Source organism: Bradyrhizobium agreste (genome assembly GCF_016031625.1).
GTDB lineage: Bacteria > Pseudomonadota > Alphaproteobacteria > Rhizobiales > Xanthobacteraceae > Bradyrhizobium > Bradyrhizobium agreste.
On the sequence record NZ_JACCHP010000001.1, the window covers coordinates 1 to 25,277 of the forward strand.

Here is a 25,277-nt window from a genome sequence, read left to right on the forward strand (position 1 = left end):
GGACGAATATCGAAGATGGGAAATCCGGAACTCCGCTCTCTGCTCGTTGTCGGGGCGACGGCCGTCTTGCGGGTTGTCCGAAACGACGCTCGGGCGCGGCCGTGGCTGAAGGCGCTTCTCGCCACACGGCCCTTCAAGGTTGCCGCGGTCGCGCAGGCCAACAAGACGGCGCGGATCATCTGGGCGCTTCTGAACAAGGGCGGGACGTACCGACGTCCCGACCCGCTGACTGCCGCGGCCGCCGTCTGATGGACGCAGTGACCGCCAAAGCGATCTGACCGGCGCAGGCCGGCAGAGGGCAAGGTGCAACAACAGCCGATGAACCCATCGGACGACATCCCGAAACGAGTGAAGCTACTGCCCCCAATGCGCTCAAACGCGTAAACTTGATTTAGCTCCTCGTTCCGCGGATCTCATCGAGGCCAGCGGCCATATTGTGCCGCGCGCAAAGGCCGGACATATGACCGCACCGCCCCAATGTGTGAAATCGACTGAAAAAGCTCTTGCCACGCGGGCCGTTCCACATATGGGGGCAAGGTCACGCTCGCAGAACGCTTTCAGCGACCCATCCAGCCGCTTGTTGATCGTGCTGATCGCCGACGCCGAGAAGGCATGCCCACCAGTTCCTCGGTGACCTGCTTGACCTTCCGCGTCGAGACGCCTTGCACGTACATCTCGGCCCGGGCCGCAACCAGCGCCTTTTCCGAGCGCTGGTAGCGCTCGAACAGCTCGGTCGAGAACCGCCCCTGCCGGTCCTGCGCCACCTTCAGCTCGATCTTGCCTACCCGGGTGATCAGCGAGCGGGGATAGTAGCCGGAGCGATAGCCAAGCCGTCCCTCGCTGCGCTCCCCCTTCTCCGCACCCAGCGTCTCCGTCATCTCGGCTCGAGAATGTCCTGCACCGCACCCTGGATCAGCGGCTTCAGGAACTCCTTGTCCGACCTCAACTCTTTGACTGCAGAGACATCCGTCCTAATCTTTGTCACGGTCATGGCGGGTCCAAGCTCCTCTACGAGCGGTGATCTTCGCAATCACCGGACTTACCATGACCGCTTCAGCCTCTCAGCTTTTGCAGAACCTTCCGCACACCACCGCCTAGGTTCTACAAGCCTAACCATGACATTGCCGGATTTTCGATTTCGCCCCCTAAACTTCAGCGCCGACCCAAACGCACAACCCCTGAATGACCTGGACCTATAGTGGCTTCTTTTACCTGCTTGCTTGCGTGAACCGATTCAGAGGCCGCATAAGACCAAGATTTTCTCTCAGTGTTTGTCCGGCGTATGCGGATCTGTATTTGCCTCGCCGGCGCAATTCTGGAATGACGAGTTCAACAAATTCCATGAATTCGCCAGGCAAGGTCGCCGACATTACGTTGAATCCGTCCGCCGCAGATTGATTAAATGTGTCCACCATGTTCTCAGCGATTTCGTCCGGCGTCCCAACAATGATCCGATGGCCACGGCCATCCGCTACGAATCGGATCAGCTGTCTCCATGTGAATTTGTGGCGTGCGGCGAGCTCAAGCAGTACAGTTTGACGACTCTGGAATATATTCGTCGTCGGCAAAGTCGCGGGAACAAGCGAGTCAAGATCTATTGAACTTAGGTCCACGTCCAGCATCCGCTCGGCCAAACTAATTTGCACGTCGATGTGCGCATACGATTGTATTCGTTGCAGCTTGTCAGACGCTTCTTGCTTGGTCCTGCCAACGATCGGGATAATGCCTGGCATAACGAGCACTTGGTTGTCTTCCCGCCCCACTGCGCGCGCCTTCTCTTTGATACTGTCGTAGTATTTCTTACCGTATTCCACATCAGGTGCCGCAGTGAACACCACCTCGGCGAGTTCCGCAGCCAGCCTTGTTCCGGCAGCGGATGCGCCAGCCTGAACCAACACGGGATATCCTTGGGGAGGCCTGGCGACATTCAACGGGCCTCTGACTGAGAAGTATTTCCCCTGGTGATTAGGCACATGCAGCTTCGTACTGTCGGCAAAAATGCCGCTCTGCTTGTCACGAATGAAAGCGTCGTCCTCCCAAGAGTCCCAAAGCGCTGTGACAACTTTTACGAACTCACTCGCTCGGGCATAACGAGTGTCGTGATCCGGAAGTTCCGTTTCTCCAAAATTTGGTGCTTCGAACTTCGACGCAGAAGTGACGACATTCCAAGCCGCGCGTCCGCGAGAGAGATGATCAAGCGACGCGAACATGCGTGCAAGGTGATACGGTTGGTTGTACGTCGTGGTCGCCGTCGCGACAAGCCCTATGTTTTGCGTTCTCGCTGTAAGCGCCGCCAACAGCGTGATTGGCTCGAGCCCAGCATTTCCGCTCTCGCGAGCGACACTTGCTTGACCTTGCTCCACTGAGCCTAAGTGATCAGCGAGAAATAGGAAGTGAAAAGCCGCACTTTCGGCAACTGCTGCTACTCGCGCATAGTGGTCTACTTCAATGCTGCCATTCACTGGCGTGCTCGGATCACGCCATGCACCCTCGCTGTATCCAGCTTGATTAACGAATACTCCGAGCTTCATTTCACCCTTGCGTGGCATGTTGCGCTCCTTTTGTGCACGTATTTGGTTTGACCCGGTGGCATGATCGCGGGCCTGGTCAATTTCATCGGGTAAAATATCTGGACTAGTACTGGTACAACGAAGTCGCTGCTATATGATTTCTCTAAGATGAGCCTCGAGAGTCTGAACCCAGTGGAGGATGCTTCGATCAAGCATTCCCAAAAGTGAAAAAGATACCGCTCATACAACATATTCTTTTTCGAAATCGGGCTTGCGGTGTAGGTCGGGCTAACCTCCATTGATGGCCAACCAGCTTCGAAAACCACAGCGGTTCTTTTGGACTAGCACCTGCTCTCGGCAACACCGGCAAAGCTCCAATGCATGCGAAGGGCGGATAAAGGCCCCATTGGTCTGACGGTCGCCGTGAGCACGTGTCGTCGATCGAGGCCAGTATCGGCCGAAGGCACGTTTGTAGTTGGTCGTCCTGCAGAGCTCATTTTGTGCTTCCAACGCACCGAAATGTTGTCGCCAGAGCAGACCTCACCCCGCGGAAAACCGACAGGAAACGAAGCGCGCACTCATCAGGGCGTTGGCGAGATCGATGTTGCATTCGGACTCCTTGCAGGAGAGGTGTGTTGCAGGAGGGATGTGATCTGTAACCGAAATGGCATGCTCGACGTTCCGGATCAATTACTCATGCTGGTAGTTGCCTAAGACGAGTACTCGTGCATCGCGAGAGATGGCCCAGGCTCTTGGATCACTCTCGAATCACTTCGTTTCATTGCTGGAGGAGAATAAAAGGAGCCGCAAACGTGCATGCGCTCTCGCGGCGATCAGGCGCCCACACACCCCGTGGACTCTATCCGCAGAGGAACTCTTTGGCCAAGGGTGCTCAATGGCTAAATGTGCAGCTCGCGTTTTTGTACATAATTTGCGTTCTCACAAGACCCTCGTGGTCCCGAGTGCATCGTGAGGCTAAAGTCTAAATAGTTGCGCTTAAATGGATCGTGGCGCTTGATGGCATCTACGAAATCAACATTTCCATTTGATGGAAGACTGTCGAAGTCAGGCGGTTACCTTCAAGCAAAAACTAAAAAGCTATCCGGCCGGTTGCTTCAACGTATCCGCCCGGTGAGGCTTTCAATTACCCATAACTTTGACTACTCGGGCTGATCCGCTGATCGGCGAAATCTTGAATCGAAAGAATCACTTGTGATTCCTTGCTGAGCACCTGATTCGCGAGGGGGTGCTCTATGGGGCTGACATTAAGGGATCGATCGGCACAAGCTGTTTGCGGTCCTTGGAAGGTGAATGTTGGATTGATCGAGAGAGTAGCGGATGCGAGTTTAGGGACGCGCGGCTCGGCGACAGATTCCGCAAACTGCTCACGCAGATTGGAAGCGCCATGGGACAAAGCATTCCGCTAGTCTGCCAGGATTGGGCGAATACCAAGGCAGCCTACCGCTTCTTCTCTAATGACCGGGTCAGCGAAGCGGACATTCTGGCCGGCCATTTCCAATCGACACGTGATCGTGCCGCCGCCACTGAAGGTCTCGTTCTTGTGCTGCACGACACGACCGAATTTAGCTATCAACGCGAGAAGTCAGAAGCGATCGGCATCACGAAGAGCATAAACAGTGGACGGGATAAGGCGGGTCGCCTCAGATCGCACACGGTTTGCGGCATCCTGATGCATTCGAGCCTCGCGGTTACAATCGAAGGTGTGCCGCTGGGGTTGGCGGCCGTCAAGTTCTGGACCCGGAAGAAATTCAAGGGGACAGCAGCGCTTAAAAAGAAGATCAATCCGCCCCGGATTCCCATCGAGAAAAAGGAAAGCGTCCGGTGGTTGGAAAATCTCAAGCACTCTACGCAACTCTTGGATCATCCGGGACGATGCATCCATATCGGTGATCGCGAGAGTGACATCTACGAGCTTTTCTGCGCAGCGCAGGAGACCGGAACTCATTTCCTGATCAGGACCTGCGTCGACCGCTTGGCTGGAGACGGGGATCACACGATCGCCGACGAAATGGACGAGGCGCCGTCAAAGGGCTCCATCGCATCGAAGTCAGAGACAGCAACGGCGATTCCGACCAGGCCGTTCTTGAGATCAGGTATCGCAAGATTCGCGTCCTGCCGCCGATTGGAAAGCAGAAGCGCTATCCCGCTCTGACCCTGACGGTGATCCATGCCGAAGAGCGCGGGACGCCGAAAAACAGAAAGAAGATCGATTGGAAGCTGATCACCGACCTGCCTGTTGGTTCCCGCGCCGACGCCATTGAGAAGCTCGAATGGTATGCTTTGAGATGGAAGATCGAGGTGTTCCACAAGATCCTCGTCTGACCAATCTGATCTCGCTGTTTTGCATCCTGACTTGGCGGGTCTTCTGGATGACGATGCTCAACCGCTCCGTCCCAGACGCGCCGCCAACCCTCGCGTTGACTGCGACTGAAATCGGCGTGCTCGATCGCCTCGTCAACGACAAACTAAAAGGAAGCCAGAAAACGCTCTCGCACTCTCTGATCAAGATCGCCCGGCTCGGCGGTTATCTCGCCCGCGCCAGCGATCCGCCGCCCGGTAATACCGTCATGTGGCGCGGGCTATCACGCCTCACCGACATCGCGCTGGGCGCCATGGTCGGAGCAGAATTTGTGGGTAATTGAAAGCCGGTGAGGGCCGCCTTGCCGAATGAGGCGTATTGTTGAGAACTGTCCTTATGGACAGTGATAGGCGCAGTGCCCAAGTCGAACGGCTTGAGGTGGTGGACACGGGCCGGCGACGGCGCTGGTCCGAGGATGAGAAGCTCAAAATCGTCCTGGAGAGCTTGCAGGCGCCGCGCCAGGTCGCTGCGCGCGGCGGTACGGCGTTTCGCGCTCATTGCTGCTGCGATGGCGACGGTCGTTTCGGCTCGAGCCGAAGGATGCCGCCGATCAACCTGGCTTCGTACCGGCGGTAGTGGTCGCGGAAGCAGGACCGACGTCCTGTCCAGTCGCTCCGGCCAACGACGGCGGGTCGATCGAGATCGAGTTTGCGGCCGGGGCTCGGATGCGGATCACGGGCGCGGTCGACGCAGCGACGCTGAAGGCCGTCGTGGCGGCACTGGCAGATGGACGCCTACGGTGATCCCGATTGCGTCGGGCGTGCGGGTGTGGATTGCGACCGGCCACACCGATATGCGCCGCGGCATGAACTCGCTGGGCTTGCTGGTGCAGGAAGCCTTCAAGCAAGACCCGCACGGCGGCGACCTCTATGTGTTCCGTGGCAGGAGCGGCAAGCTGATCAAGATCCTTTGGCACGATGGACTGGGCATGTCGCTCTACGCCAAGCGGCTGGAGCGCGGCCGCTTTCTGTGGCCGTCGTCGGCTGATGGCGTGGTGACAATCACCCCTGCCCAGCTTGGCTACTTGCTGGAGGGCATCGACTGGCGGATGCCGCAACAGACCTGGCGACCGCAGGCGGCTGGCTGATCGCTGGGATTTGAACCGGTGACAGCATCAGCGGTTCGGACAGAGACCGCGTCTTGTGATTCTCTGGTCGGCGATGAGCGCCGATGATTCTCTTCCCGACGATGTGATCACGCTGCAGACGATGCTGCGCGCCGAGCGAGCGGCCCGGTTGGCCGCGGAAGCGGAAGCCCAGGCGGGAACATTGCTGATCGAGAAGCTCAAGCTCACGATCAAGAAGCTCCGGCACGAGCAGTTCGGACAGTCCTCCGAGCGAGGCGCATTGCTAGACCAGCTCGAGCTACAGCTCGCCGACCTGGAGGAGAACGCGGCGCAAGCCGAGACCGCGGCGCAGATAGCAGCCGAGAAGATTGCGGTGCCATCGTTCGAGCGCCGCAAGCCAGCCCGTCGGCCGCCGTCGGAGCATTTGCCGCGGGAGCGCATTGTCTATCCCGTGCCGGCCACCTGCCCATGCTGCGGCGAGAGTCGATTGCGCAAGATTGGCGAGGACGTAACCGAGACGCTGGAGCTCGTTCCGCGCCAGTGGAAGGTGATCCAGCACGTGCGCGAGAAGCTCGTCTGCCGGGCCTGCGAAGCGATCACTCAACCGCCGGCCCCCTCGCATCCGATCGCGCGGGCGTGCAGGGTCCAAGCTGCTGGCCCATGTCCTGTTCGCCAAGTACGGCCTGCACCTGCCGCTTCATCGTCAGAGCGATGTCTATCAGCGTGAAGGCATCGACCTCGACGTATCGACGCTCGCGGACTGGGTAGGTGCCTCCGCGGCAACCCTGATGCTTCTGGTCGATGCGATCCGAAGCCACGTCTTCGCGGCGGAGCGCATCCACGCGGATGACACCACGGTGCCGGTCCTGGCCAAGGGCAAGACCAGGACTGGCCGGCTCTGGACCTATGTGCGCGACGACCGTCCGTTTGCCGGCCCAGATCCGCCGGCGGCCGTGTTCTTCTACTCGCCCGACCGTGGCGGTGCGCATCCAGAGCAGCATCTGGCGGGCTATGCCGCGCCTACGCCGGCTTTGGCAGGCTCTACGAGGCCAATCGCAAGGGCGGCCCGATCATCGAGGCCGCGTGCTGGGCGCACGGCAGGCGCAAGTTCTTTGACCTCGCGCGGCTCAGCAAGGCGCCGATCGCGGCCGAGGCGGTCAAGCGCGTCGATGTTCTGTTCGCCATTGAGCGCGAGATCAACGGTCTTACTGCGCAGGAGCGTTTGCGTGTGCGCCAGGAGCGTAGCCGCCCCCTGATCGTCGAGCTGGAGGCGTGGTTGCGCGAGCAGCGCGCCAAGCTCTCCAGGAACAACGACACGACCAAAGCGATCAATTACTGCCTCAGCCGCTGGGATGCATTTAGCCGCTTCATTGATGACGGACGGCTTTGCATGTCGACGGATGGTGTTGAGAAGCTCTCCCGTCAGTTCATGACAACTTTTTTTGGCTTCTCCTTCCAGGCCGCCACCATCCGCTCGTAGGCCTGCTCGACACGTGCGACGTAGCCAGCTTCCCGCTCGCGGAGTTCCTTGATCCAGTAGTCCCGACCCGGGCCAGCCTTGCGATAGGCACGGGGCGCTCCAGCCTTGAGTGCCACCTTCCGGAGTTTCATCGCTGTAAACGCTGGGCGCGCGTAAGCATAATCTTTCCCGGTCGTCAGGATGTGCCAGATCATCACTGCGAGCTTACGCGCCGTTGCGACGGCCGCGACGCCAGGCCCATGCTTCCTCTGAATGCGGTTGAAGAAGGCCCGCAGCGGCCCTGGCGCCGTCTTGGCTGACCAGGCCGCTTCAACCAGCATCTTGCGGGCGTCACTATTACCCTGTTTCGAGATGCGACCATGTCTTGCCGGGCGCTCTCCCGATTGTCGAATCCGAGGGGTCAAACCGAAGTAGCTGCTCAGCTTATCCGGTGACGGGAAGCGTGCGATGTCGCCGATCGAAGCCAGCACAGTCGAAGCAACGACCGAACTCACGCCGGGAATCGTCATCAGCTTGAGGGACCGTGGATCATCCAGAGCCTCTTGCGCCACGACTTTGTCGATCTCCAACAGCTGTTTTGTCACGCGTTCGAGTTCCGCGATCAGACGCTGGAGCATCGCATATTCTTCCGGTGGAAGCGGCAGACTCTCGAGCCAACGTTGCCCGGACTTGCCGAAGAGGTGGCCTTTGTAGGGCGGTATGAGATTGGCATGTAGGATTGCCTTCATGCGTCCCTTAATTCTGACGATCTGCGCCAAGACGCTAGCGCGCTCCGCCATCTGGCGCCGGCGGCCGTAGGTATTCTCGTCGGCAACCCAGACCTCAGGCAAAAAACCGGCAGCATGCAACTTTGCCAGGGTTTCAGCATCGATCTTATCCGTTTTGATTCGCGCATAGGCGATCGCTCGAACAAGCCTCGGGTTGGCGACTGCGACGCGCCTAACATGCGGGCGCAGAAGACGTTCGACCGCCGCGCTGTTGCCCGTCACCTCGATGACCACTTCATCCTCTCGGCTGAGCGTTTTGGCGAACGCGACAAGTCTATCGTGGACAAGATCTACGCGGAGTTGTCGGGTTATCAAACCGTCCTCCAGAATAGCGACCTGGGAAGGATCGGTGGATGTCCATGCCGACGATTCTCATGCTTGGTTCTCCTTTGTTTCGGAGCCAGTGGCTTGCACGACATCTACGGATCCGCGCTCACAGCGCAGCCGGGCAAGTCGTAGGGGGCGGCCAAGTAACAACGCGAGCTCGCAGCTCATGGACAGGACGGCCTGCCACCGTTTCATGCTCCAGACGCCCCTATCCCGGCCTTGGTAAGCTAACCCGGAAACGAGGTGTCGACAGCATCATGCCCTTTAACAATGCTGCTGAGCGTGAGCTACGGGCGGTCGCCTTGGGGCGAAAAAATTGGACCTTCGCCGGGTCCGATGAGGGAGGACGGCGCGCAGCTGCCATCTACAGCCTCATCGCCACCGCCAAGCTCAATGACATCGACCCGCAGGCTTGGGTCGCCGACGTGCTGGCGCGCCTACCAGATCATCCCGCCAAGCGCATCCACGAACTCATGCCCTGGAACTGGCAACCTCAGAACGTCGCTCAGGCCGCATAAGCGCGGTCAGCCATGCGTTCAAAATGGCCTAACCAGGGGCCGTCACCAGACGCGTACGCTTCAACGCACTTCGCCGGGCTGAAACGAGCAGACTGTTCGGTCGTTCAGGCAATTAGCGCAGTGCATCGCGCGATAACACGCAGATCGCTGTCTCATAGCATCGGAGGCGGGCTATATCTTGCTTGTGCCCGCTGCGATGGACGAAGCACTACAATGCATGAGATTCACAGGCGGTGCACGACTCAACGCTGCTTGGTCGATGCTCCAGCCGCCTTGCCTAACTACCGGCGAGGCTTAACACCACAACGCGGATGTTGAATGGTAGAGTCGCGTCGTATGGTTTTTTCTTCATCAAGCAAGGCTTGGACATCATTTGAGTGTCACATCGGTAAGTATTAGACCATCCTATGCCGCGGATCTTATGAATTTACAATAAATCTCGTCCGCTCCGGCGGCTCCGTGACAATTGGAGCGCTTCAAAAAGTCATGACAATACGCCACGTTGCAATCAAAGACATAATGCCGCAGTGCCTGCGCCGCTTGTTGGTTAGTTCAGCGACTCGCTCTAGTGACGTCACCGTCGATAGCTACAACAACGTACGCTCCTTTCCGCTCAGTATCATCGCAGCCCGCTTCACCATTCACATCGCAATCCACGCAGGGGCACAACGAGTCGATTTTCCAGGCTGACGCCCACGCGCTCGCCGGCCTCGCGGTCTGGATCTGTTGTCGCTCAATTATGCATCGCTGCCGTTCACCAAACGGGCCGCCCATCATGACTACTTGCGCGGGTTGCGGTGAGCACGGAACCGACCCCGGCCACTCCAACCGTCCCTACTAGAAAGCAGCGGTTCAGCCTCAATAAGCTTCTTATAAGATGCGGGGCGGATCAAGGGCGCATTCAACCAACTGGAGGACTTAGGCGGATCACCACCGGATACGTCAAGGCCGCGCGATGTCGCCTCTGTTTGTCTCTCTGCTACTCTCGGATGGGGGAGTGATTGAGTCTGCCGAGGGCTAGGCTGCCTTCGTTCCATCTGCTCCCGGGATTGGCACCACTATCGCGACTGGCGAGAACATCGATGGCGAAACAGATCCCTGCGTTGACTGGAATCCGATTTATCGCGGCAGCAAGCGTGGCAATATCTCACGGCGGCGTGTGGTTTTTCGCGGGTAACCGCCTGACGCTCGATCTCAATATTGTGACGCTTGCCTTGTTCGGAATGTCCCTCTTCTTCACGCTGAGCGGTTTCGTTATTCAATACAACTACGGTGCCGCGATTGCTCGCTGCCCTCGTAAAGCAATCCCGGAATTCCTTGTGGCGCGCGTGGGGCGTATCTATCCACTTTTTGTGGTTCTTTTCCTTGTTGAATTGCTGACGGGCCCGATGGTTTGGCACTGGCTTCTCGGAACGCCGGAGCAGGCGGCAGGGGGATTTTCCTGGCACATTGTCCCATTTGAACTCGGGATGGTTCAAAGTTGGTTCTTCGCTAACGTGGCTGGTGCCCCACCGATCTATCAGTTTGAGTCGGTCGGCCGTGTCAGTTGGTCAGTCAGTGCCGAATGGTTCTTTTACCTCGCTTTTCCGATCGTTTGTCCATTCCTTTCGCGAATCAGAACCGTCAGTGGCTCGATCCTGTGCGCGATCGGAGCAGTTACGATCGAATTGGGAATCGACTTAACGGTGTGGATCCTTCAGAGCCGCATCAATCTCTTTGCAACTCATGCTTATGGCACGGAAACGTCCCTGCCAAATTTCCGAACCAGTCTCTTAGTTTGGATCGTCTACTTCGATCCCTTTTGCAGGGTATGGGAATTTTTTCTGGGCTGCTCTTTGGCGAAACTTCATGAACTGTGGTTGGCTCAGAATTTCAGGCCATCTCGAGTCCTACTTGATACCCTCGCAGGGATTGGTGTCGTCGCGGTAGCCTGGGTTTTTTGGTTTTCCGCCCATGAACCGCCACTTGGCTTAGAAATGAGCTTCTTCGATATAGTACGCTACAATATTGCACTTGCGGCGCCGGTCGCACTGATCCTTGTCGCGACCGCCCAGCCCCTCAGCACTGCAGGGCGATTGTTGTCGGCTAGATGGCTTGTCTTCCTGGGAGAAGCGAGCTTTGGTCTCTATCTTGTACACTCTGTCATCTACCAGCGTTTTCCGCTGGTACGCTGGCAAACCAGTAGCGAACTACTTGGACACCTCGGTGCGCTCGCGTTGGCGTTCGCCGTAGCCACTTGCCTCGCTGTTTTGCTGCACTTCATTTTTGAGGCGCCCGCAAGAAGGCTAATACGTGGATGCCTTCAAAGGTCGTCAGCAGAGCATCGCAGGCGCGTGATTCGACTGGGCTGTGCAGGCTTTGTAACTCTCATCCTCGCGGCCGTCATATATGCGGTCCAAGCTGTGACCGGCGACCACCTCACGCAACAAGGCCTTTCAGTTGTCGCTGCCACCTATGGCGGTAATTGCCGTTGGATTTCAGTACACGGCAACGCGACGCGTGCGCTTGCCGCAGCTTGTAGTGGCAAGTACGAGTGTACATTCACAGTAAGGACGGAGCAGATCGGTGATCCTGCTCCGGGCTGTGCGAAGGACTTCATGGCAGCCTGGATCTGCAAGGGCGATCGGACGATCCGCTCTACCTCGTTTCGAGCTGACTCCGGCTTCGGCTCGACGGTGCAACTCTCCTGCGACCACTAAACTGGGCGTCTTCAGCGCTCGCGAGCAGCGTAGGCCTTCGTAGCGGCGGATGGTGAGGCCAGATATTCGCCGGAAAAGCAACTTTTGGTTACGCCTAAGCACAGCACGTGAGGAGGCGAAACCCCTGCTCCATGACCTGAAGGAGAGGCCTGCCAGTATGGGGCTAAATTCGCATCCTGGGAAGGCGCTTCCTCGAACTCCGGAACCGCCGACACAAAGAAAGATACCTCGCGCCCAAAAATCGACGAACTGTGCTGCAGAAAAGGAGCCAATGGGCAGGAGTTGGCTGTGCCCTCGACGCATTCGCTGCTTATTGCGCGATCGTGTCCCTAGACGTGGTGTAACTGGCGGTGGGACACCGCGTTCGCCGGCGAGGGCCGGACAGGTCAGCTGGCGATTGCCGGGAAGAAGCTGACGCCTCAACGGCGCGATGGTTTCCAGCGTCATGTAGCGGGCGCGCTGGACGGCCCGTTCATCATTCTGCTCGAGCAGGATCGCACCGACGAGGCGAAAGATGGCGTCCTCATTGGGGAAGATGCCGACCACCTCGGGGCGGCGCTTGATCTCGGTCGATCGGGTTGGTCGAGTGCAGCTTGGTCCGATGCTGGGGCGGGAAGGTCATGTAGGCGAGCACATCGGTCTCGGCCTCGTCGAGGAAGCCAGCGAGCTTGGGGAGAGTCGGCGACCTTTCGCCATTGGGTCTTTGCGGCCTCGGCATCGTCCTGGGCAAACGCGGTGGCGATGAAGGCGGAGACGACGCGCGGGCCGCTCTTGCCGGCATGCGCGAGCGCGTTGCGCATGAAGTGGACGCGGCAACGCTGCCACGAGGCGTTGAGCACCTTGGCGACGGTGGCCTTGATACCCTCATGGGCATCAGACACGACCAGCTTGACGCCGCGCAGGCCGCGGCGCGCAAGCTTGCGCAGGAACGCGGTCCAGAACTTCTCGGCTCCGGACGGGCCAATATCCATGCCGAGAACTTCGCGCCGGCCGTCACTGTTGACGCCGACCGCGACAATCGCCGCGACCGAGACGATGCGGCCCTGCTGGCGCACCTTCATGGCGTCGATCCACAAATACGGCCAGTCGCCCTCGATCGGACGGGCGAGGAACGCCTTCACCTTATCCTCGATCTCGGCGCAGAGCCGGCTCACCTGGCTCTTGGAGATGCCGCTCATGCCCGTGGCCTGCACGAGATCGTCGACCGAGCGGGTCGAGACGCCCTGCACGTAGGCTTCCTGTACCACCGCGGTAAGCGCCTTCTCAGCCATGCGACGGGGCTTCAGGAAGCCGGGGAAGTAGGAGCCCTTGCGCAGCTTGGGGATGCGCAGTTCGACCGCGCCGGCGCGGGTCTCCCAAATGCGGTCGCGGTAGCCGTCTTGCGCTGAGCCAGGCGCTCGGGGCTCTTCTCGCCATAGGCTCCGGTCTGGCCTTCGACTTCCAGCTCCATCAGGCGCTGGGTGCAAAGCCGATCATCTCGCGCAGCAGATCCGCATCAGGGGTCTTCTCCCCGAGCGTCGGCAGGTTCATCATCTCGTCGGTCATCGGTGGTTCCTCGAATCAGGTTGGTGTCAGCAACCCGACCCTACCGGCGAATCGCCGGTGACCAGCGCAAAGCCGTCCGCCCGCTACGGCGCCAGTTGAGGGCGCGCGTGCGGACGGCTTTGCTCTACCGAGCTACAAAATCACTGGGAACAGGACCTGAGCAACTTGTCGCATTGTCAAGGATTACCGTTGAGTCAGTTAAAAATACTATTCACTGCAGATAGTGTGTTCGCCTCTTCGATACGCAGTTATCGGCATGCCCGCGGGCTGGTAGCCGCGATGTCCAGAGGTCTACGTTATAGCCACTGCTCGACAATCTACAGTCGTTTTAATCCGCCTCACAGATAACCGTGCATCGGCTCGGCGCTCGGCCGCAAAAGCAGTTGCGAGAGAGCAAGCGCCGCGCTTCGCTTCGGCCGGGAGATCTTCGCTCCCAGCCAGCCACCTCAGGCATTTTTGCTTTGAGGTGGGAGCCTCGAAGATGAAGCCGCTTTCAGCGGAAGCAGCAAAAGAGCTTCGTGCCTCTTCTAGAATCGCATTATGCCGCGCGGATGTTCGCCATGAAGCGGTCGAGCTCGGCGCGCAAGCGGGCGCTTTCGAAAGGGGATGCACGCCACCCCTCTCCGCCGCCGTCGCTCGCCCGCTGCGCTTTTGGATGAGGCGAGCGACGGCGGCTCCGAGGGGATGGCTCGGCCGGACCCCATGATCAATTTTGCTGAACTTGACGCACAGAACTGAGACTTAGCCAAATTACCGCACTCGCCGTGTCCACAAACCGAATCCACGAGATGGCATGAGCACATGAGGGATCGTTGGTGACTCCAGCGCTGGGAGGAGCACGATACAGTTCTTTAGCGAGAAACTGAATCGTATGAGCGTATCAACCCTTCCTCACTGCAGAAGTTACTGATCCAGGGGTATGGGTCCGTCTTGCTCCAGCGATCATCAAGCTAGTTCATGCTTGATGAGAGACGCAGACCCCATCGAAAGGCCCCCGGCGGGCATGCCGGAGGCCCTCTTGGAGGTTAGACGTTAGGCTATAGAGTCGCCTGTTTACTCCTTCCGTTGATAATTCGATGCTTAGAAGTTGCGCTGAGCCCGCAGAAACAGCACGAGGCTGTTCTGGTCCTTCAGCTCGTACACAGCGCCAGGCTTTGCGATATTTGACTGCAACGGAAGCGTCACTGTGCTCCCGCCGGCGTACTTCTGATCGAGCATCATGTACGTGAGCTCAGCCGTGAAGGCTAGATTCTTGACCGGAGTCCAAGTTGTTTTCGTACCTACGGCCGCATAGTTGAAGTCTGGATTGCAGCCCGCGAGGCCGGTTGACAACGCGAGGGTTGTGACGAACGCACCGCAAACATAACCCTTGGCTGTCCCGTTGTACCTGACAGCAGCCCAACCTCCGTAAACGGAGGAGCTCCAGTTCGGATTCCAATTGTGGTTATAGCCAGCATTGAAGCCGTAGGTTGTCGTCAGCTCTTGGCCTTTCCCCGTTACGAACACGGAGTCAGAGGCGCCAGCAATGCCAACGCTCTGGTAAGCCCCCCCTAGCCCAGTCCCGCCATACATCGCAAACGTGCTGGACATATAGTCGTGGAAATTGTAGCGGCTCGCACCGTTCGTATATACGCCCGTCAAATTGATCGAGTCACCGGGGCCGGTCGGAAGGTTCTTGATCGATACCGCGAGCTGAGCGGCCCAGCCCCACTTGTCGTCCGGATGGCCAGTCGTTTCATCAACGCCGTAGTAGGCAGCGTGATTATCATGCGCGGCAACCGAAGCTTGGAACAGGCCCCAAGCTTGGTCAAGCCGAACCCTCGCGATAAGGTCCGGAGCTCGCGTGCCACCGATATCGTTTGCGCCGTACGCCCCGGTCGCCAGGCCTATTGCAGTCGCGCCGCTCACGTTCCGAATGCTGGTCGTATCGTGAACCGTTTGATCTTGGGCCGAGAACGAAGCCGTAATGCCTTGGCCGAAGTCCGCTGTATACGTGATCTGATTGACTGGATCCCAGCCGCCGCTGCCTGGCAGCTCAAAGTTGTTGCCCGGGTATTCAGCCCAAGGTGTCCTGAATTGCGATTCCGCTTTACCGAAGGTAAACCCAGCGAACTGGATGAAGGCGTAATAGAGGCCAAGAGAGCCGCCCGCGACCGAACCAGCCCCATTCGTTCCTGCCGGCGCCGCGTTATAGGCCGTCGAACCATTCCCGACAGATGTGCCCGCACCATTGTATCCACCGGATCTCCAGCTGAACACAATTTCAGAGAAGCTTCGAACGACGCCGTATTCGGTCGCCGTACGCGTATCGATTTGCAAGTCTTGACGGGCCAAGGTGTTGTAATAGTTGCTGAGGCGGTTTCGCGCTCCACCCAAATCGTTGTTCGGGGCATCAAAGTCGGAGTGCGTGTTGAACACGGTGTCAGCACGCAAATAACCGCCGAGCTTGATGCACGTGTCAGTTCCGGGAATGTAGTAGAACCCCGCGCCATACAAGGAGCAGATCTTCACATACTCGATCGCCTTTGCCTTCACAGGCAGATCGGCAGCTTGCGCTCCGGTACCCGCGAGCATAGCCGCAGAACCGAGGATGAGACTCTTCGTCAGCTTCATGGATAGACCTCCAAGTTGAAATATCGCTTCCGTCCAGATCCGCCGCGACGAGCCGCGCCCCCATTGGGCGGTGCTGACGGAACGACTTCGAGGCGCCCCCTCTCCGTCCAGTCCCGTATAGTTCGCTCCAACAATTGCTTCAATTAATTAATTTCATGTATCCTTCTATTGAGCGCGATAGTTGCGATTCAGCAACAATCGCCGGTTTGCATGGAAAGAACATCTAAAGAAACAAAAAAAGAGCCCTCAGGGGGCATCCCGAGGGCTCCATTTGGAGATCTAACATGACCGTCGACGTGCGCGTCCTTCGGTCTGCGCCCTACATAGCCGAAATAAATTGAATATGTCAATTAATTTAAGGTATGACTGGTATGTCTCGGCAATCCGCCACGAGACGACCCCCCGCATTGCGGGCTAATGATCAGTTGTGCGCCTGCCGCGGGCATCAACATGGTGGTGAAAGACCAAAATGGGCGAAAACGATCAGCTAGATAGGGCCGTTAAGGATTTCATCTGGAACATTGTCGAAATCCATTCACAGCTCGAGGAAATAAATAAGGGCTGGGCTGGGATGATGGGAATCACCGAACCCCAATGGTTGATCCTGATGGCTATCGACGAGCTGGACCAAGGTCGAGGTGTCCCCGGGATAGCGGTCGCCAATAAGCTCCGAATTCACCCCGCTTTCGTGACGAACCAAACCAAAAAACTTGAAGAAGCAGGTTTTCTGTCTCGGATGACATCCCCCGATGATGCAAGGTTTCTGCAGATCTCGCTGACTCAGAAGGCGCTGTCGGAAATCACAAACCTGTCGAAGATGCGAGAAGCTCTGAACTCGACAATGTTCACCGGCCTAGACGAGACGTCCCTCGACTACCTCAACAAGCGATTGGCCGCCATCGCCAAAAACAGCCAATTGGCCTCTCAAAAACTCAGTATCGGCGTACTGTAGCCCCGCACACCGCCGAGTCTCTCCACACGCTCGCGCATGTCGTGAGTTGCAAGGCCAATGCGACCGTTGCGATGACAACGGGCAGCCGAAAATTGCTTCACGCACGTGACTCTGGTGACTGGCAGTTGAAGAAACTCAGCCTCGTTTCAAACGAGGCTGAATCCTCGCTTTGTGTATGTGGAAGTGACCGACGAGGTGCCGATCGTAGCGCATCCACGTCCGCTAGCGGTCATCTCATCGCACCCTTCCTATGAGAACTCCACGACGGCTGAACCGGCGCCGTGCGCCGTACTGGACATGAGGAAGATATTCAGCTCACCGAAGGCACTTTCACCATTTCACCGTCGGATTTGCCCTGAAGAAGGTGAGAGATGCGCCTAGTCGGCGAGATCGAGGAAGCCGCCGTTCCAGGTCTCCATTTCGCTGCGTTGACCGCCAGCATTGGCCTTGGCAAATTGGCCATTAGCCTAACTTCCGTGATCAGCTTGGGCGGCCGCACCAATTAGGCGGCGGCAGGGGCCCATCCGGAGCTCACGGCGACGGAAGCGAATCCGGCGTCACGTTCATCGAGCGCAGCTAGTTTCGTCTTCCGGGCCATAGGCTTGCCGGCGCCAAGCGTCATCGCTGTCGGCCAATCCGCGCGCGGTTCATCATGTACACCGCGGCTACCAGCCGGCGTGGCGCAGGGATCGGCCAGCAGGCCGCGGCCATTCTCCACCAACCCATGCCCCATGAAGTGCAGCTTCGTCTCATTGCCCTAGCCTTGCGGTACAGCCTGGCATCCGGACCGGTGGCTGAAGCATAGGTGCCGTTCGAGTGCTTCCCGGCCGTGGAATCCGCTTCGACATTGCCTCCGCCGCTTTGCACCTTCGACTCGCCAGGCCATTCTTTTCTTTGACGCTCCTCTTCGGGCGAGGCCTCGCAAAGTCTGTCATCGACCGAGCAGTGATTCTGAAAGCAGCTTCCTCGCCTTGGTCTGCGCTAGTCGCGGCCAGGAAGTTGGCCGGAATGCCGCCTTCCGGCAACCGGTCGCGATTCGAGACCCTGAATGGTTCTAGGCTGCATCGCCGACGCCAATTTCGACGAACCAGCGGAACAGCAGGGGCCACTCCAGCTGTGCCATCAAAACCCCTCCGAGCGGCGCAAATAAACGCTTGCAACGGCATCCGCCGGGGCAGGTTCTCGGGTGGCCGCCGCCCAACCGGCGAATAGGGTGCGGCAATCGCGAGCTCTAGTGCCGGCAGCGCCTCGTTCAATCGTCCAGATCGCTCGCAGCGATGACCACGCCGCACTCGCCCCACTCTTCGAACGCCGTCGGAGCCAATCAATCACGATCGCTGGTCGGCGGCGAGCACCTCTTCAAAGCCTGCTAACCCTGCGCGGTCCCGCGCCTGCCGAGAGACAATGGTTTCGCGTCCGCACCATTTGTAAGCTTTCGATCTAGCCAGGCAAACACGCAATCGTCAGAACTCACTAAATGCTCGATTCCCTTTGAGCAAGACCGGCGGGCCGTCTGCATGATCAATTCGAGATCAATGCGCGCCGTTCTGCAGTCCGCTTGTAGCTTGATTGCCTCTGAAGCGCTGACGGGCCCAGATCCGCCAACGACCACGAGAGCTGGGCATCTCAACTGTCGCGCTAATCGCGAGCGACGAACCGACTCCACGCCCTCGTCTACGAGGTCTATCCCAGTACTGCTCATCCAGCGCACAGAGGCCAAAGTCCGCGCCCAATTCCATAGGCCGCCATCGCAAACGGCCGCAGCAATTCGGCTATCAGATACTGCGAAATCGGTTGCGATAACAGCCGACAAACCATCACCAAGGATTCCAACCCGAGCGGGATCAACATCTGCTCGGCCTGACAAGTAATCCAAACAGCAAGACAACGAAACCTCTGATTGACCACGCGAGTGACTCGAGACGTCGTCGTGAGAGACAACGAGGACCGATAGGCCTCGAGTAGTCACAAAGGGCCAAATTCTTCCAAGGAACGCCGTTGCTGTTTCTCCTTCGTTACTAATGCAAATAACTGCGGGAGAGCGTAGTCCCGGCGCGCACGGCAAGTAGTAGACTTGAAGGTTGGCCTGATCTCCACGAGCAATCTGTACGCGCTCGACATTCAGCCCGACTTTTGCAAGCCTCTGAAGATCTACCTCAATTTCCGTTGAAACGTAATCGACGTGTCCATCGCGACCGGGGCGCCTGGAAACTTCAAAGGCGGTTAGTGGATTGAGCCGATCCTCGGCCGTCACATCGAGCGCGCCTGCGTCAACGCGCAGATCGGGGGTAGTGGAATGCGCATGTGCGATGTTCGCGCACGAGGTAGACCAAGCCTTCGGTCCGTCAGGCGTAAAAATGCGATCATAATTGTCTAGAGGGGCCGCAGCGTCGCGCGGTGTTGTAACATTGCCTTTCATATAAGGCCAAGCAGCGCACTCTTTCAATTCGCCCCCCTTGAGTGCAGCTCTGCACCCGCTTAAAATTAAGCCTCTCTGTCAGAGTTGATGGTGCGGAGATTGATTGAGCTGCCGCTCCGGCCAGTCGATTTTTCTCCATCTTTTCCAGGAAATACTAGTGATCACAAAGAGCGAGTTCCTCTGATTTTTGGGGAAGTCGATCTGCAATACTGCGCCCGAGCAGCTAGTACGCAGTTTTTCGACATGCCGATACATGACGCCAATGCGCCGCAAGTCCAAGTGTCAAAGCCAGGGAAGGATGCGCCTTCCATCGATCCTGCCTTTCGATAAACCTATGAGTGCGTCTCTATCTTTTGAAGCTACGAATTTGGCGACGCATATGACCTCCTGGTCGCAGGTGAGCCATTTTGGTTGCGACCCCGCTTCGTCCGACTCTGGCTGCTTCATGAGCACTCGAAACTCCCAATGACAGAAGCCAAATATAAGCGGGGCTATCCTGCAGAACAAAAAAAGACACCTTGCTGCTACGTGCCCAAATCAGGCAAGCTTCGCGTGGCCCAGACTCTCATCGCCCCGTTTAGTGTTTGCGGGCCAGCCGACGATCCTTCGAACATTCGTCCCGTTCGGACGTGCGCAGACCTACGGGTCAGTCTGGTCAACGCTTCCCCCTTGATCAGGCCTTGCATGGACCACCGCACGTCGAAAGCCCATTGAGCTTGATGTTAAACTTATGTTATTCGCAGTTGCCAGCGGGCGCCGGGCGGCTCGTCATTAGCACGAGATCGGATCGAATCCGGGCGCCAGTGGAACTCGCTGCTGCTGTCACCTGAAAGCTATCCTCGGCGCTTCGCAATGCACACTCAGCGGACTAGCTCGAGTACCGCCCCCTCTTCTCCATTTCAAGCTTCCGCTTGAGGGGAAAAGGCCAGATTCTTCTGCAATGTTGTGCGCGAAACGGCCGCAGGTGTGCACTTCAAGTGTCAATGCTTCTGCGACGGATCATCGCGGCGCGTATAGCCTGCGAGGTTATTGAACGGACTTGATACCAGCAACGCGGCCAAGCACTGCGCCTCCGCTTCGCCGGTTCATTCTTAACAGTGCCGGGCCCGCTTTTTCCCTAATAGGCGGCGACTGCTCAGCCATTTCGCTGATGCTAATCGGGACGGCCAAGCTCAACGACATCGAGCCACAAGCGGATGAGTTGCTTCGCCCAGGATCGCTGATGAACCGCAAACCCGCTGCTGGACGCCGCGGTGCAAAACCACCCCAGCCCTCCCGGAAGAGGGCACCTGGGAGGATACCTTCGGCTATCTGTTGAAAACAATCTCGAGTCTGGATAAACTAGGAGGGTTTTCTGCACCGTGAGGGCATTTCGCGGTGAAATTCATCTCAATGTTGGGGTCCGATTATGGGGTACGATCGGATAGATGCCCGCATCCTCGAGATTGTGCAAAAGAATAACCGTCTAACCTCCGACAGTATAGGCGAACTGGCCGGGCTTTCTGCCACGGCCTGTCAACGGAGGCTGAAGAGACTCCGCTCGGAAGGCATCATCGAGGCCGACATCTCGATTGTCTCACCGAAGGCGGTAGGACGACCTATTCAGATGCTCGTGCTCGTAAGCCTGGAGCGGGAGCGTGCCGACATAATCGACAGATTCAAGAAGGCAGTTAGATCGTCAGTTGAAGTGGTCAATGGCTTCTACGTCACGGGTGATGCGGATTTTGTTCTATATGTGACAGCCCGCACCATGGAAGATTATGAGGAGTTCACCCGGAACTTTTTCTACGTGAACCCAGACATAAAGGGCTTTAAGACGATGGTCGTTTTGGATCGCATAAAGGCAGGGTTTGCTATTCCAGTCGAGGCTCCCTCAGAGGCTTGAGCGCCGACTGCGCATGCCTGACCCGGGATGCACACAGGTCGAGATTTGCATTCGCACAGGACACTGCCCTGTCCGCTGGTCGGAGTGGTGAAGATACGCAATTTCAACCCCGTAATCGTGCTAAGCGTCCATCACTGGACGCGATCTCTCAGCCTCGCTACCGGCGATCCTGCGTTTGTTTTCCGGAGCGGCGAATGCATCAAGGTCAAGCATCTCTAATGGCAAGCCGCTGCTGCGAGATGGTTTAATCTGCCGCAAGGAGCGCCCGACCACAATGATAGGGGTCAGCTGGACTTGGCACATTGGCAAAGACTACGCCTCTGAGGAAGAATGTTTGGGTGCGGAACGTGGGTGCCCAAACCTCTTAGTGTGCTCGCGCCAGCGCAACCGCTCATCGCCGAATGACATCCCGCTTGATCTCTCGGCACGAGCTCATCCAGATTGCTCGCCGAATATTACCAAACCGATTTTTTTGTCGCTTACCGCCACATGCTTGGCGCTTGGCGAAGGGCATCTATGCCGATCTGTTTGAGATGCTCGCGCGTCCTTTCACCTCTGCTGGCGGCCTCCAGGATCTTCGAGGTAACATGTGCGCGCACCCCGCTAGTAGGAGAAACGTGTTCGCAGACTTCTTCGAGGACCGCGCGCACAAGTGCGGTAGTAGCGGCGTCTAACATCGGAGATTCCCCGCGCTATGGCAAAATCATAGCATCCGTTCTCGAGTTTGAATGCATTGCGCGAAAGGAAATCCAAAACTGTTTTCAAGTCAGCCGCTCGGCCTATCTCTGCGCTCTACTCTCCTTCCCAGGCATGCGCCTGCTGACTGATCACTTCGTCGTATTGCGACGATAGCCGCAAGCTCGATGTCGAAACGAGCTCTCTTACGAAGGGCAATATGATCGCTTACCGGGCATATATATGCCATGGTCACTGAGTTGACGCTCAAATTCCCCATTCGATTGGGTCCTTTCGACGGATTCCCCCGCAGGGCTTATGCGAAGTTGCTTCGTATCCAAGTGCACGGGACCAAGCGTCATTTGCGGCGCATTGCGAGTCCGTTGCTGTGAATCGGCCGGCAGACCGTTCTGCATAGAAGTGACCAGCACCTGATGCGGAGCCGATGCAAGTCAATATCCGGTACCATCACGTAACGCTTCGGAAGTCGAGGTTCGCCAGCCGAATAATGTTATTGATTCTTGCTAAACCGCTCGAGAAGAGGCGGTTCCTGCGACGCAAACCCTGCGTCAGTCGGACAGACGCATCGTGCACCTCTCGCTAAACTGTTGACGCCCGCAAACGCCTTGCGAACATCGCCGCACAGCAGGAAGAGCTTGAATGTTTTGTGTTGAGATCTACGTGTTCAGCAATTGGACAAACTGGCTAGCTGGCTCACGGCGCTCACGCATCGGCGGGAGAGAGTTCGTCTGAAAGCCTCACGAGGATCGTGAACTCCGACAAGCTTCCGGGATGCGTGTAATGGCTCTTTTGAGTGCTTGAGCTTCCAGTGCTGCGAGGGCGAACCGAGGTTATCGCAAGACTGAGAGATGGGGGGCACAAGTCATGACGACTTCAAGAGGCGGCCCATTCCGCCCGCGACATAATCAGGAGCCGCCCTTGCGATCTTGTTGGGTGCCGCATTGGTTCAGGGCTTTCGGCTCCCCTGACTCTTGTCGATGAATCCCGCTATCGGCATTCTCCCGGCCACACGAACCGGGGCTCCGCACTTCGTCCCCATATCATTCATTGGCAGCCCAGCGGTCTCGCGCCTCATTTGGCGACACTGCTGTCCGGCACAAGCCTGTTTACCGGAGGAAGCCATGAAAACGAGTAAAGATGGACGGCAACTTGGATCATCAGTGCGGCTGGATTTCAAAATGCCGGTTAGACCGAAAGCCAAGAAGCTGCCCGCGACCATGAAACGGCGCGCTCTGAAACTTCGCAAATCCGAGCAGCGCCCCCATCTTCCCAAGAATGATGGCTCGCAAATCCTCGTTGTCCGGTCGTGCACAGGATCGAAGCTCCGTCGGCGATCGCACGAGCTCCGGAACCGGCAGGACCGTGTTGCCGAAGAGCTGCTGCGGCTTCGAGCTGATCAGAAGGAAATCAGCATTCTTCATTGCGGCGATTGTATTGAGCAGGGGTGGCATAGACTTCTTGCTGGTCTTCAACATCGCGCCCGATGCCCAGCAACAGGATGAATACCGGCAACAGTGCGAGGCGAGCGGTGTTGCTTCGGTAGTCTAAAGAACCGCGTATCGGCCAACTGTCCTGCCGAGCGGGACGGTCACTGCGACCAATAGATAAGCAATCAGCTTGCGCGCAAAGCGATTGAGCCGCAAGAATCCAACAGCGCCTTGCGAGGTCGCCGGTCTTGTCGGTGGACCTGGATAAGAGGACCGTGCTGCGCAGCCTCCTTCAATTTACCTAGCGGCGGAGTTGCAGCCAGCCACCACCTGCTTCATCATGGCCAATTACGTGGCTGCCAATTGGCGCTCATGCAAACCTTGCAGCGGATGAACCTGAGATACGCCGGCGCGCTGCACGTCGTCGCCTGGGGTCCAATCGCGGAGTCGCCGGATCGCAGGTCTGCTGTTGTCGGCTGGCTAGTCCATGCAATGGCAACTTGAGCCGGGGCCGATCTCTGCGAAACCGGCCTTTAGGTACAAGGCTGAGTTGGCGCTGCGACTCCAGACTGGCTGACTGGGCGCCCCCACCTCCAGCTGGCCCCAGCCCTTTCTCGTTCCTAAGCCGACCGCGGCCTCAATTAACCGCATCGCGACGCCGGACGATCGCTGATCCGGCACCACGTAAAGTTCGGTAATGATGCCGTAGGTTCCGCGCGCAAAAATAGCGGCGCTCTCCGACAACATGATGATGCCGACGGGGCGCTGCTCGGCAAAACCGAGAAATCCTGACACGCGGCGCTTCATGCCGAGGAGGTCGCCGACGAGCTCTGCATCTGATGCCGCCTGAGTATGGCCGGACCCAAGCTCGGCAATCAGGTCAGCAACCATCTGGGTCACCGTTGCAGCGTCATCGACAGACACCTCACGTGTGGTCACCATGTCAAACTCTCCTTCGCACTACATAGTTTGGCCGCTCCGTCGGACCAGGAGACCTACCGAAGCATCGTCCCAGAGCAGATAATCTGCCATGTTAAACCATGACGTGTTTGTTCACACCATTGAGAGGCAATAAGCTTTTTCTTCTCCCGAGCTGAAACGATTCTCGGAAGATCGTGAAGGAGCGGGTTGAGTACTAGTCGGACTCTGTGATCTTAGCGAACGTAGATGGAAGGCCAACAACACTCCGTCCCATCGCGCGAGCAAGACATGCGAGGGTCGGATACAGCGCGTTCTCAGTGGGGTACATTTCAGATCAGCAACGCTCCTGCCATTCGAGCACACTTGGTCGACCAATATTCTCAAAGAACACTCGAGCGCACGAGTCGAAGACATCCATATTTCAACGCAATTGGAAAATCCGCTTTCCTAGATTCACAAGGAAGGGATCGTTTGTTGCCGCGGTAGGCGGCGACCGTCGACTCACTGTCTCAATCAGCTACCCGCGTCGATGGCTTGTCGTGCACAGGCTCCCCGGCTAGGACGGCTTGTTGCCGAAGTTTTTTGCTAATCTCGCAACGTGAGAGGGAGCTATAATCACTACGGATGCGCCCTTCTCAAAGCCTGGGTTGCGATCCCGAACCACTTATCAGAGCAATCCTGCTGTGCACCGCCGGCATGACCGCCGTCCCACTCACGTCAAATTGTCCTGACACTCAAGACTGCCTGCTATGTTACGCCTCGGCCACGCTGTTCAGCGCATCCAAATGATCATAGGGTGGTATTGGGTTCTACGCGGCCTTGTCCGGCTCGGGCTTACGTTCAGCTTGGCCTCGTTCGTCACGTCCATTTTTGCTTTTATCGCCGGCGAGTGCTGGACTCTGTGCGGGCGAGGTATCTCTAATCGATGTTGCGCAGGCGTCGCCTCGGTTATGCCGATGAGCGTTCGAAATTGAATGGCGCTATTCAGCGAAAAGTGAGTTGCAACACAGCTTTCAGTCAAGCTGAAGGACGGCACCTCGTTCGAATGTGACGATTTGAGCAGTTTCACGTC

General features: G+C 57.7%; 13 protein-coding genes and 6 pseudogenes. 12 read left to right on the plus strand and 7 right to left on the minus strand.

Annotated elements, in window-relative coordinates; genetic code table 11:
* Positions 1 to 249, plus strand: a pseudogene (locus tag HZZ13_RS00005) (IS110 family transposase); the annotation flags it as partial.
* 285 nt (positions 250 to 534) lie between these two features.
* Here HZZ13_RS00005 and HZZ13_RS00010 read toward each other — a convergent pair.
* Together HZZ13_RS00010 and HZZ13_RS00015 are read right to left on the minus strand one after the other, a co-directional pair.
* Positions 535 to 991: pseudogene (locus tag HZZ13_RS00010) on the minus strand (transposase); the annotation flags it as partial.
* Between the two features lie 217 nt (positions 992 to 1,208).
* The gene (locus HZZ13_RS00015; protein ID WP_197957685.1) at positions 1,209 to 2,549 is read right to left on the minus strand and encodes an LLM class flavin-dependent oxidoreductase; all 1,341 of its coding nucleotides are present in this window, start codon (positions 2,547 to 2,549) and stop codon (positions 1,209 to 1,211) included.
* A 1,207-nt stretch (positions 2,550 to 3,756) separates the two neighbouring features.
* Between HZZ13_RS00015 and HZZ13_RS36415 the strand changes: the two genes are divergently transcribed.
* The 7 genes and pseudogenes from HZZ13_RS36415 to HZZ13_RS36435 all read left to right on the plus strand — a co-directional run bounded on the left by HZZ13_RS36415 (position 3,757) and on the right by HZZ13_RS36435 (position 7,436).
* On the plus strand, positions 3,757 to 4,683 hold the full coding sequence (locus tag HZZ13_RS36415; RefSeq protein WP_311972566.1) for an IS4/Tn5 family transposase DNA-binding protein: 927 nt from the start codon (positions 3,757 to 3,759) through the stop codon (positions 4,681 to 4,683).
* An 8-nt stretch (positions 4,684 to 4,691) separates the two neighbouring features.
* Entirely contained in the window at positions 4,692 to 4,853 is a 162-nt protein-coding gene (locus tag HZZ13_RS36420; RefSeq protein WP_246504206.1) for a hypothetical protein, read from the plus strand.
* A gap of 47 nt (positions 4,854 to 4,900) precedes the next feature.
* A complete protein-coding gene (locus HZZ13_RS36425; protein ID WP_246504207.1) occupies positions 4,901 to 5,173 on the plus strand; it encodes a hypothetical protein in 273 nt (90 codons plus the stop codon).
* A gap of 456 nt (positions 5,174 to 5,629) precedes the next feature.
* Positions 5,630 to 5,977, plus strand: a complete 348-nt coding sequence (gene tnpB, locus HZZ13_RS00025; RefSeq protein ID WP_197957686.1) for an IS66 family insertion sequence element accessory protein TnpB — start codon at positions 5,630 to 5,632, stop codon at positions 5,975 to 5,977.
* Positions 5,978 to 6,032: 55 nt separating this feature from the next.
* Complete coding sequence (locus HZZ13_RS36430) at positions 6,033 to 6,683, plus strand: IS66 family transposase zinc-finger binding domain-containing protein (protein ID WP_311972567.1); 651 nt, start codon at positions 6,033 to 6,035, stop codon at positions 6,681 to 6,683.
* Positions 6,646 to 6,912, plus strand: a pseudogene (locus HZZ13_RS37750) (IS66 family transposase); the annotation flags it as partial. The gene HZZ13_RS36430 and the pseudogene HZZ13_RS37750, both read left to right, overlap by 38 nt.
* 116 nt (positions 6,913 to 7,028) lie before the next feature.
* Entirely contained in the window at positions 7,029 to 7,436 is a 408-nt protein-coding gene (locus HZZ13_RS36435; protein WP_311972587.1) for an IS66 family transposase, read from the plus strand.
* Here HZZ13_RS36435 and HZZ13_RS00035 read toward each other — a convergent pair.
* Positions 7,379 to 8,564: pseudogene (locus tag HZZ13_RS00035) on the minus strand (IS110 family RNA-guided transposase). The gene HZZ13_RS36435 and the pseudogene HZZ13_RS00035 sit on opposite strands and share 58 nt — an antisense overlap.
* 232 nt (positions 8,565 to 8,796) lie before the next feature.
* Here HZZ13_RS00035 and HZZ13_RS00040 point away from each other — a divergent pair.
* Positions 8,797 to 9,048, plus strand: a pseudogene (locus tag HZZ13_RS00040) (transposase domain-containing protein); the annotation flags it as partial.
* Between the two features lie 1,082 nt (positions 9,049 to 10,130).
* Positions 10,131 to 11,747 carry an acyltransferase family protein gene (locus HZZ13_RS00045; protein WP_197957687.1) on the plus strand — a complete coding sequence of 539 codons (1,617 nt, stop codon included), beginning with the start codon at positions 10,131 to 10,133 and terminating at the stop codon, positions 11,745 to 11,747.
* A gap of 420 nt (positions 11,748 to 12,167) precedes the next feature.
* Here the strand turns inward: HZZ13_RS00045 and HZZ13_RS00050 are convergent.
* Positions 12,168 to 13,292, minus strand: a pseudogene (locus HZZ13_RS00050) (IS256 family transposase); the annotation flags it as partial.
* Between the two features lie 1,080 nt (positions 13,293 to 14,372).
* The gene (locus HZZ13_RS00055; RefSeq protein WP_197957688.1) at positions 14,373 to 15,905 is read right to left on the minus strand and encodes a porin; all 1,533 of its coding nucleotides are present in this window, start codon (positions 15,903 to 15,905) and stop codon (positions 14,373 to 14,375) included.
* A gap of 469 nt (positions 15,906 to 16,374) precedes the next feature.
* Here HZZ13_RS00055 and HZZ13_RS00060 point away from each other — a divergent pair, with 469 nt between their 5' ends.
* Both HZZ13_RS00060 and HZZ13_RS00065 read left to right on the plus strand, forming a co-directional pair.
* A complete protein-coding gene (locus HZZ13_RS00060) occupies positions 16,375 to 16,857 on the plus strand; it encodes a MarR family winged helix-turn-helix transcriptional regulator (RefSeq protein ID WP_197957689.1) in 483 nt (160 codons plus the stop codon).
* A 3,827-nt stretch (positions 16,858 to 20,684) separates the two neighbouring features.
* Positions 20,685 to 21,161: an Lrp/AsnC family transcriptional regulator gene (locus HZZ13_RS00065; RefSeq protein WP_197957690.1), complete on the plus strand. Its 477-nt coding sequence runs from the start codon at positions 20,685 to 20,687 to the stop codon at positions 21,159 to 21,161.
* A 1,853-nt stretch (positions 21,162 to 23,014) separates the two neighbouring features.
* Here HZZ13_RS00065 and HZZ13_RS00070 read toward each other — a convergent pair.
* Entirely contained in the window at positions 23,015 to 23,332 is a 318-nt protein-coding gene (locus HZZ13_RS00070; protein ID WP_197957691.1) for a hypothetical protein, read from the minus strand.
* Between the two features lie 432 nt (positions 23,333 to 23,764).
* Positions 23,765 to 24,226: a GNAT family N-acetyltransferase gene (locus HZZ13_RS00075; RefSeq protein ID WP_246504209.1), complete on the minus strand. Its 462-nt coding sequence runs from the start codon at positions 24,224 to 24,226 to the stop codon at positions 23,765 to 23,767.
* Between the last annotated feature and the right edge of the window lie 1,051 nt (positions 24,227 to 25,277).

Excerpts from the sequence above, each read along its gene's own strand:
- HZZ13_RS00015 (WP_197957685.1), bottom strand. The coding sequence starts at position 2,549 with ATGCCACGCAAGGGTGAAATGAAGCTCGGAGTATTCGTTAATCAAGCT.
- HZZ13_RS36425 (WP_246504207.1), top strand. The coding sequence starts at position 4,901 with ATGACGATGCTCAACCGCTCCGTCCCAGACGCGCCGCCAACCCTCGCG.
- HZZ13_RS00045 (WP_197957687.1), top strand. The coding sequence starts at position 10,131 with ATGGCGAAACAGATCCCTGCGTTGACTGGAATCCGATTTATCGCGGCA.
- HZZ13_RS00055 (WP_197957688.1), bottom strand. The coding sequence starts at position 15,905 with ATGAAGCTGACGAAGAGTCTCATCCTCGGTTCTGCGGCTATGCTCGCG.
- HZZ13_RS00060 (WP_197957689.1), top strand. The coding sequence starts at position 16,375 with ATGGGCGAAAACGATCAGCTAGATAGGGCCGTTAAGGATTTCATCTGG.
- HZZ13_RS00065 (WP_197957690.1), top strand. The coding sequence starts at position 20,685 with ATGGGGTACGATCGGATAGATGCCCGCATCCTCGAGATTGTGCAAAAG.
- HZZ13_RS00070 (WP_197957691.1), bottom strand. The coding sequence starts at position 23,332 with ATGTTGAAGACCAGCAAGAAGTCTATGCCACCCCTGCTCAATACAATC.
- HZZ13_RS00075 (WP_246504209.1), bottom strand. The coding sequence starts at position 24,226 with ATGGTGACCACACGTGAGGTGTCTGTCGATGACGCTGCAACGGTGACC.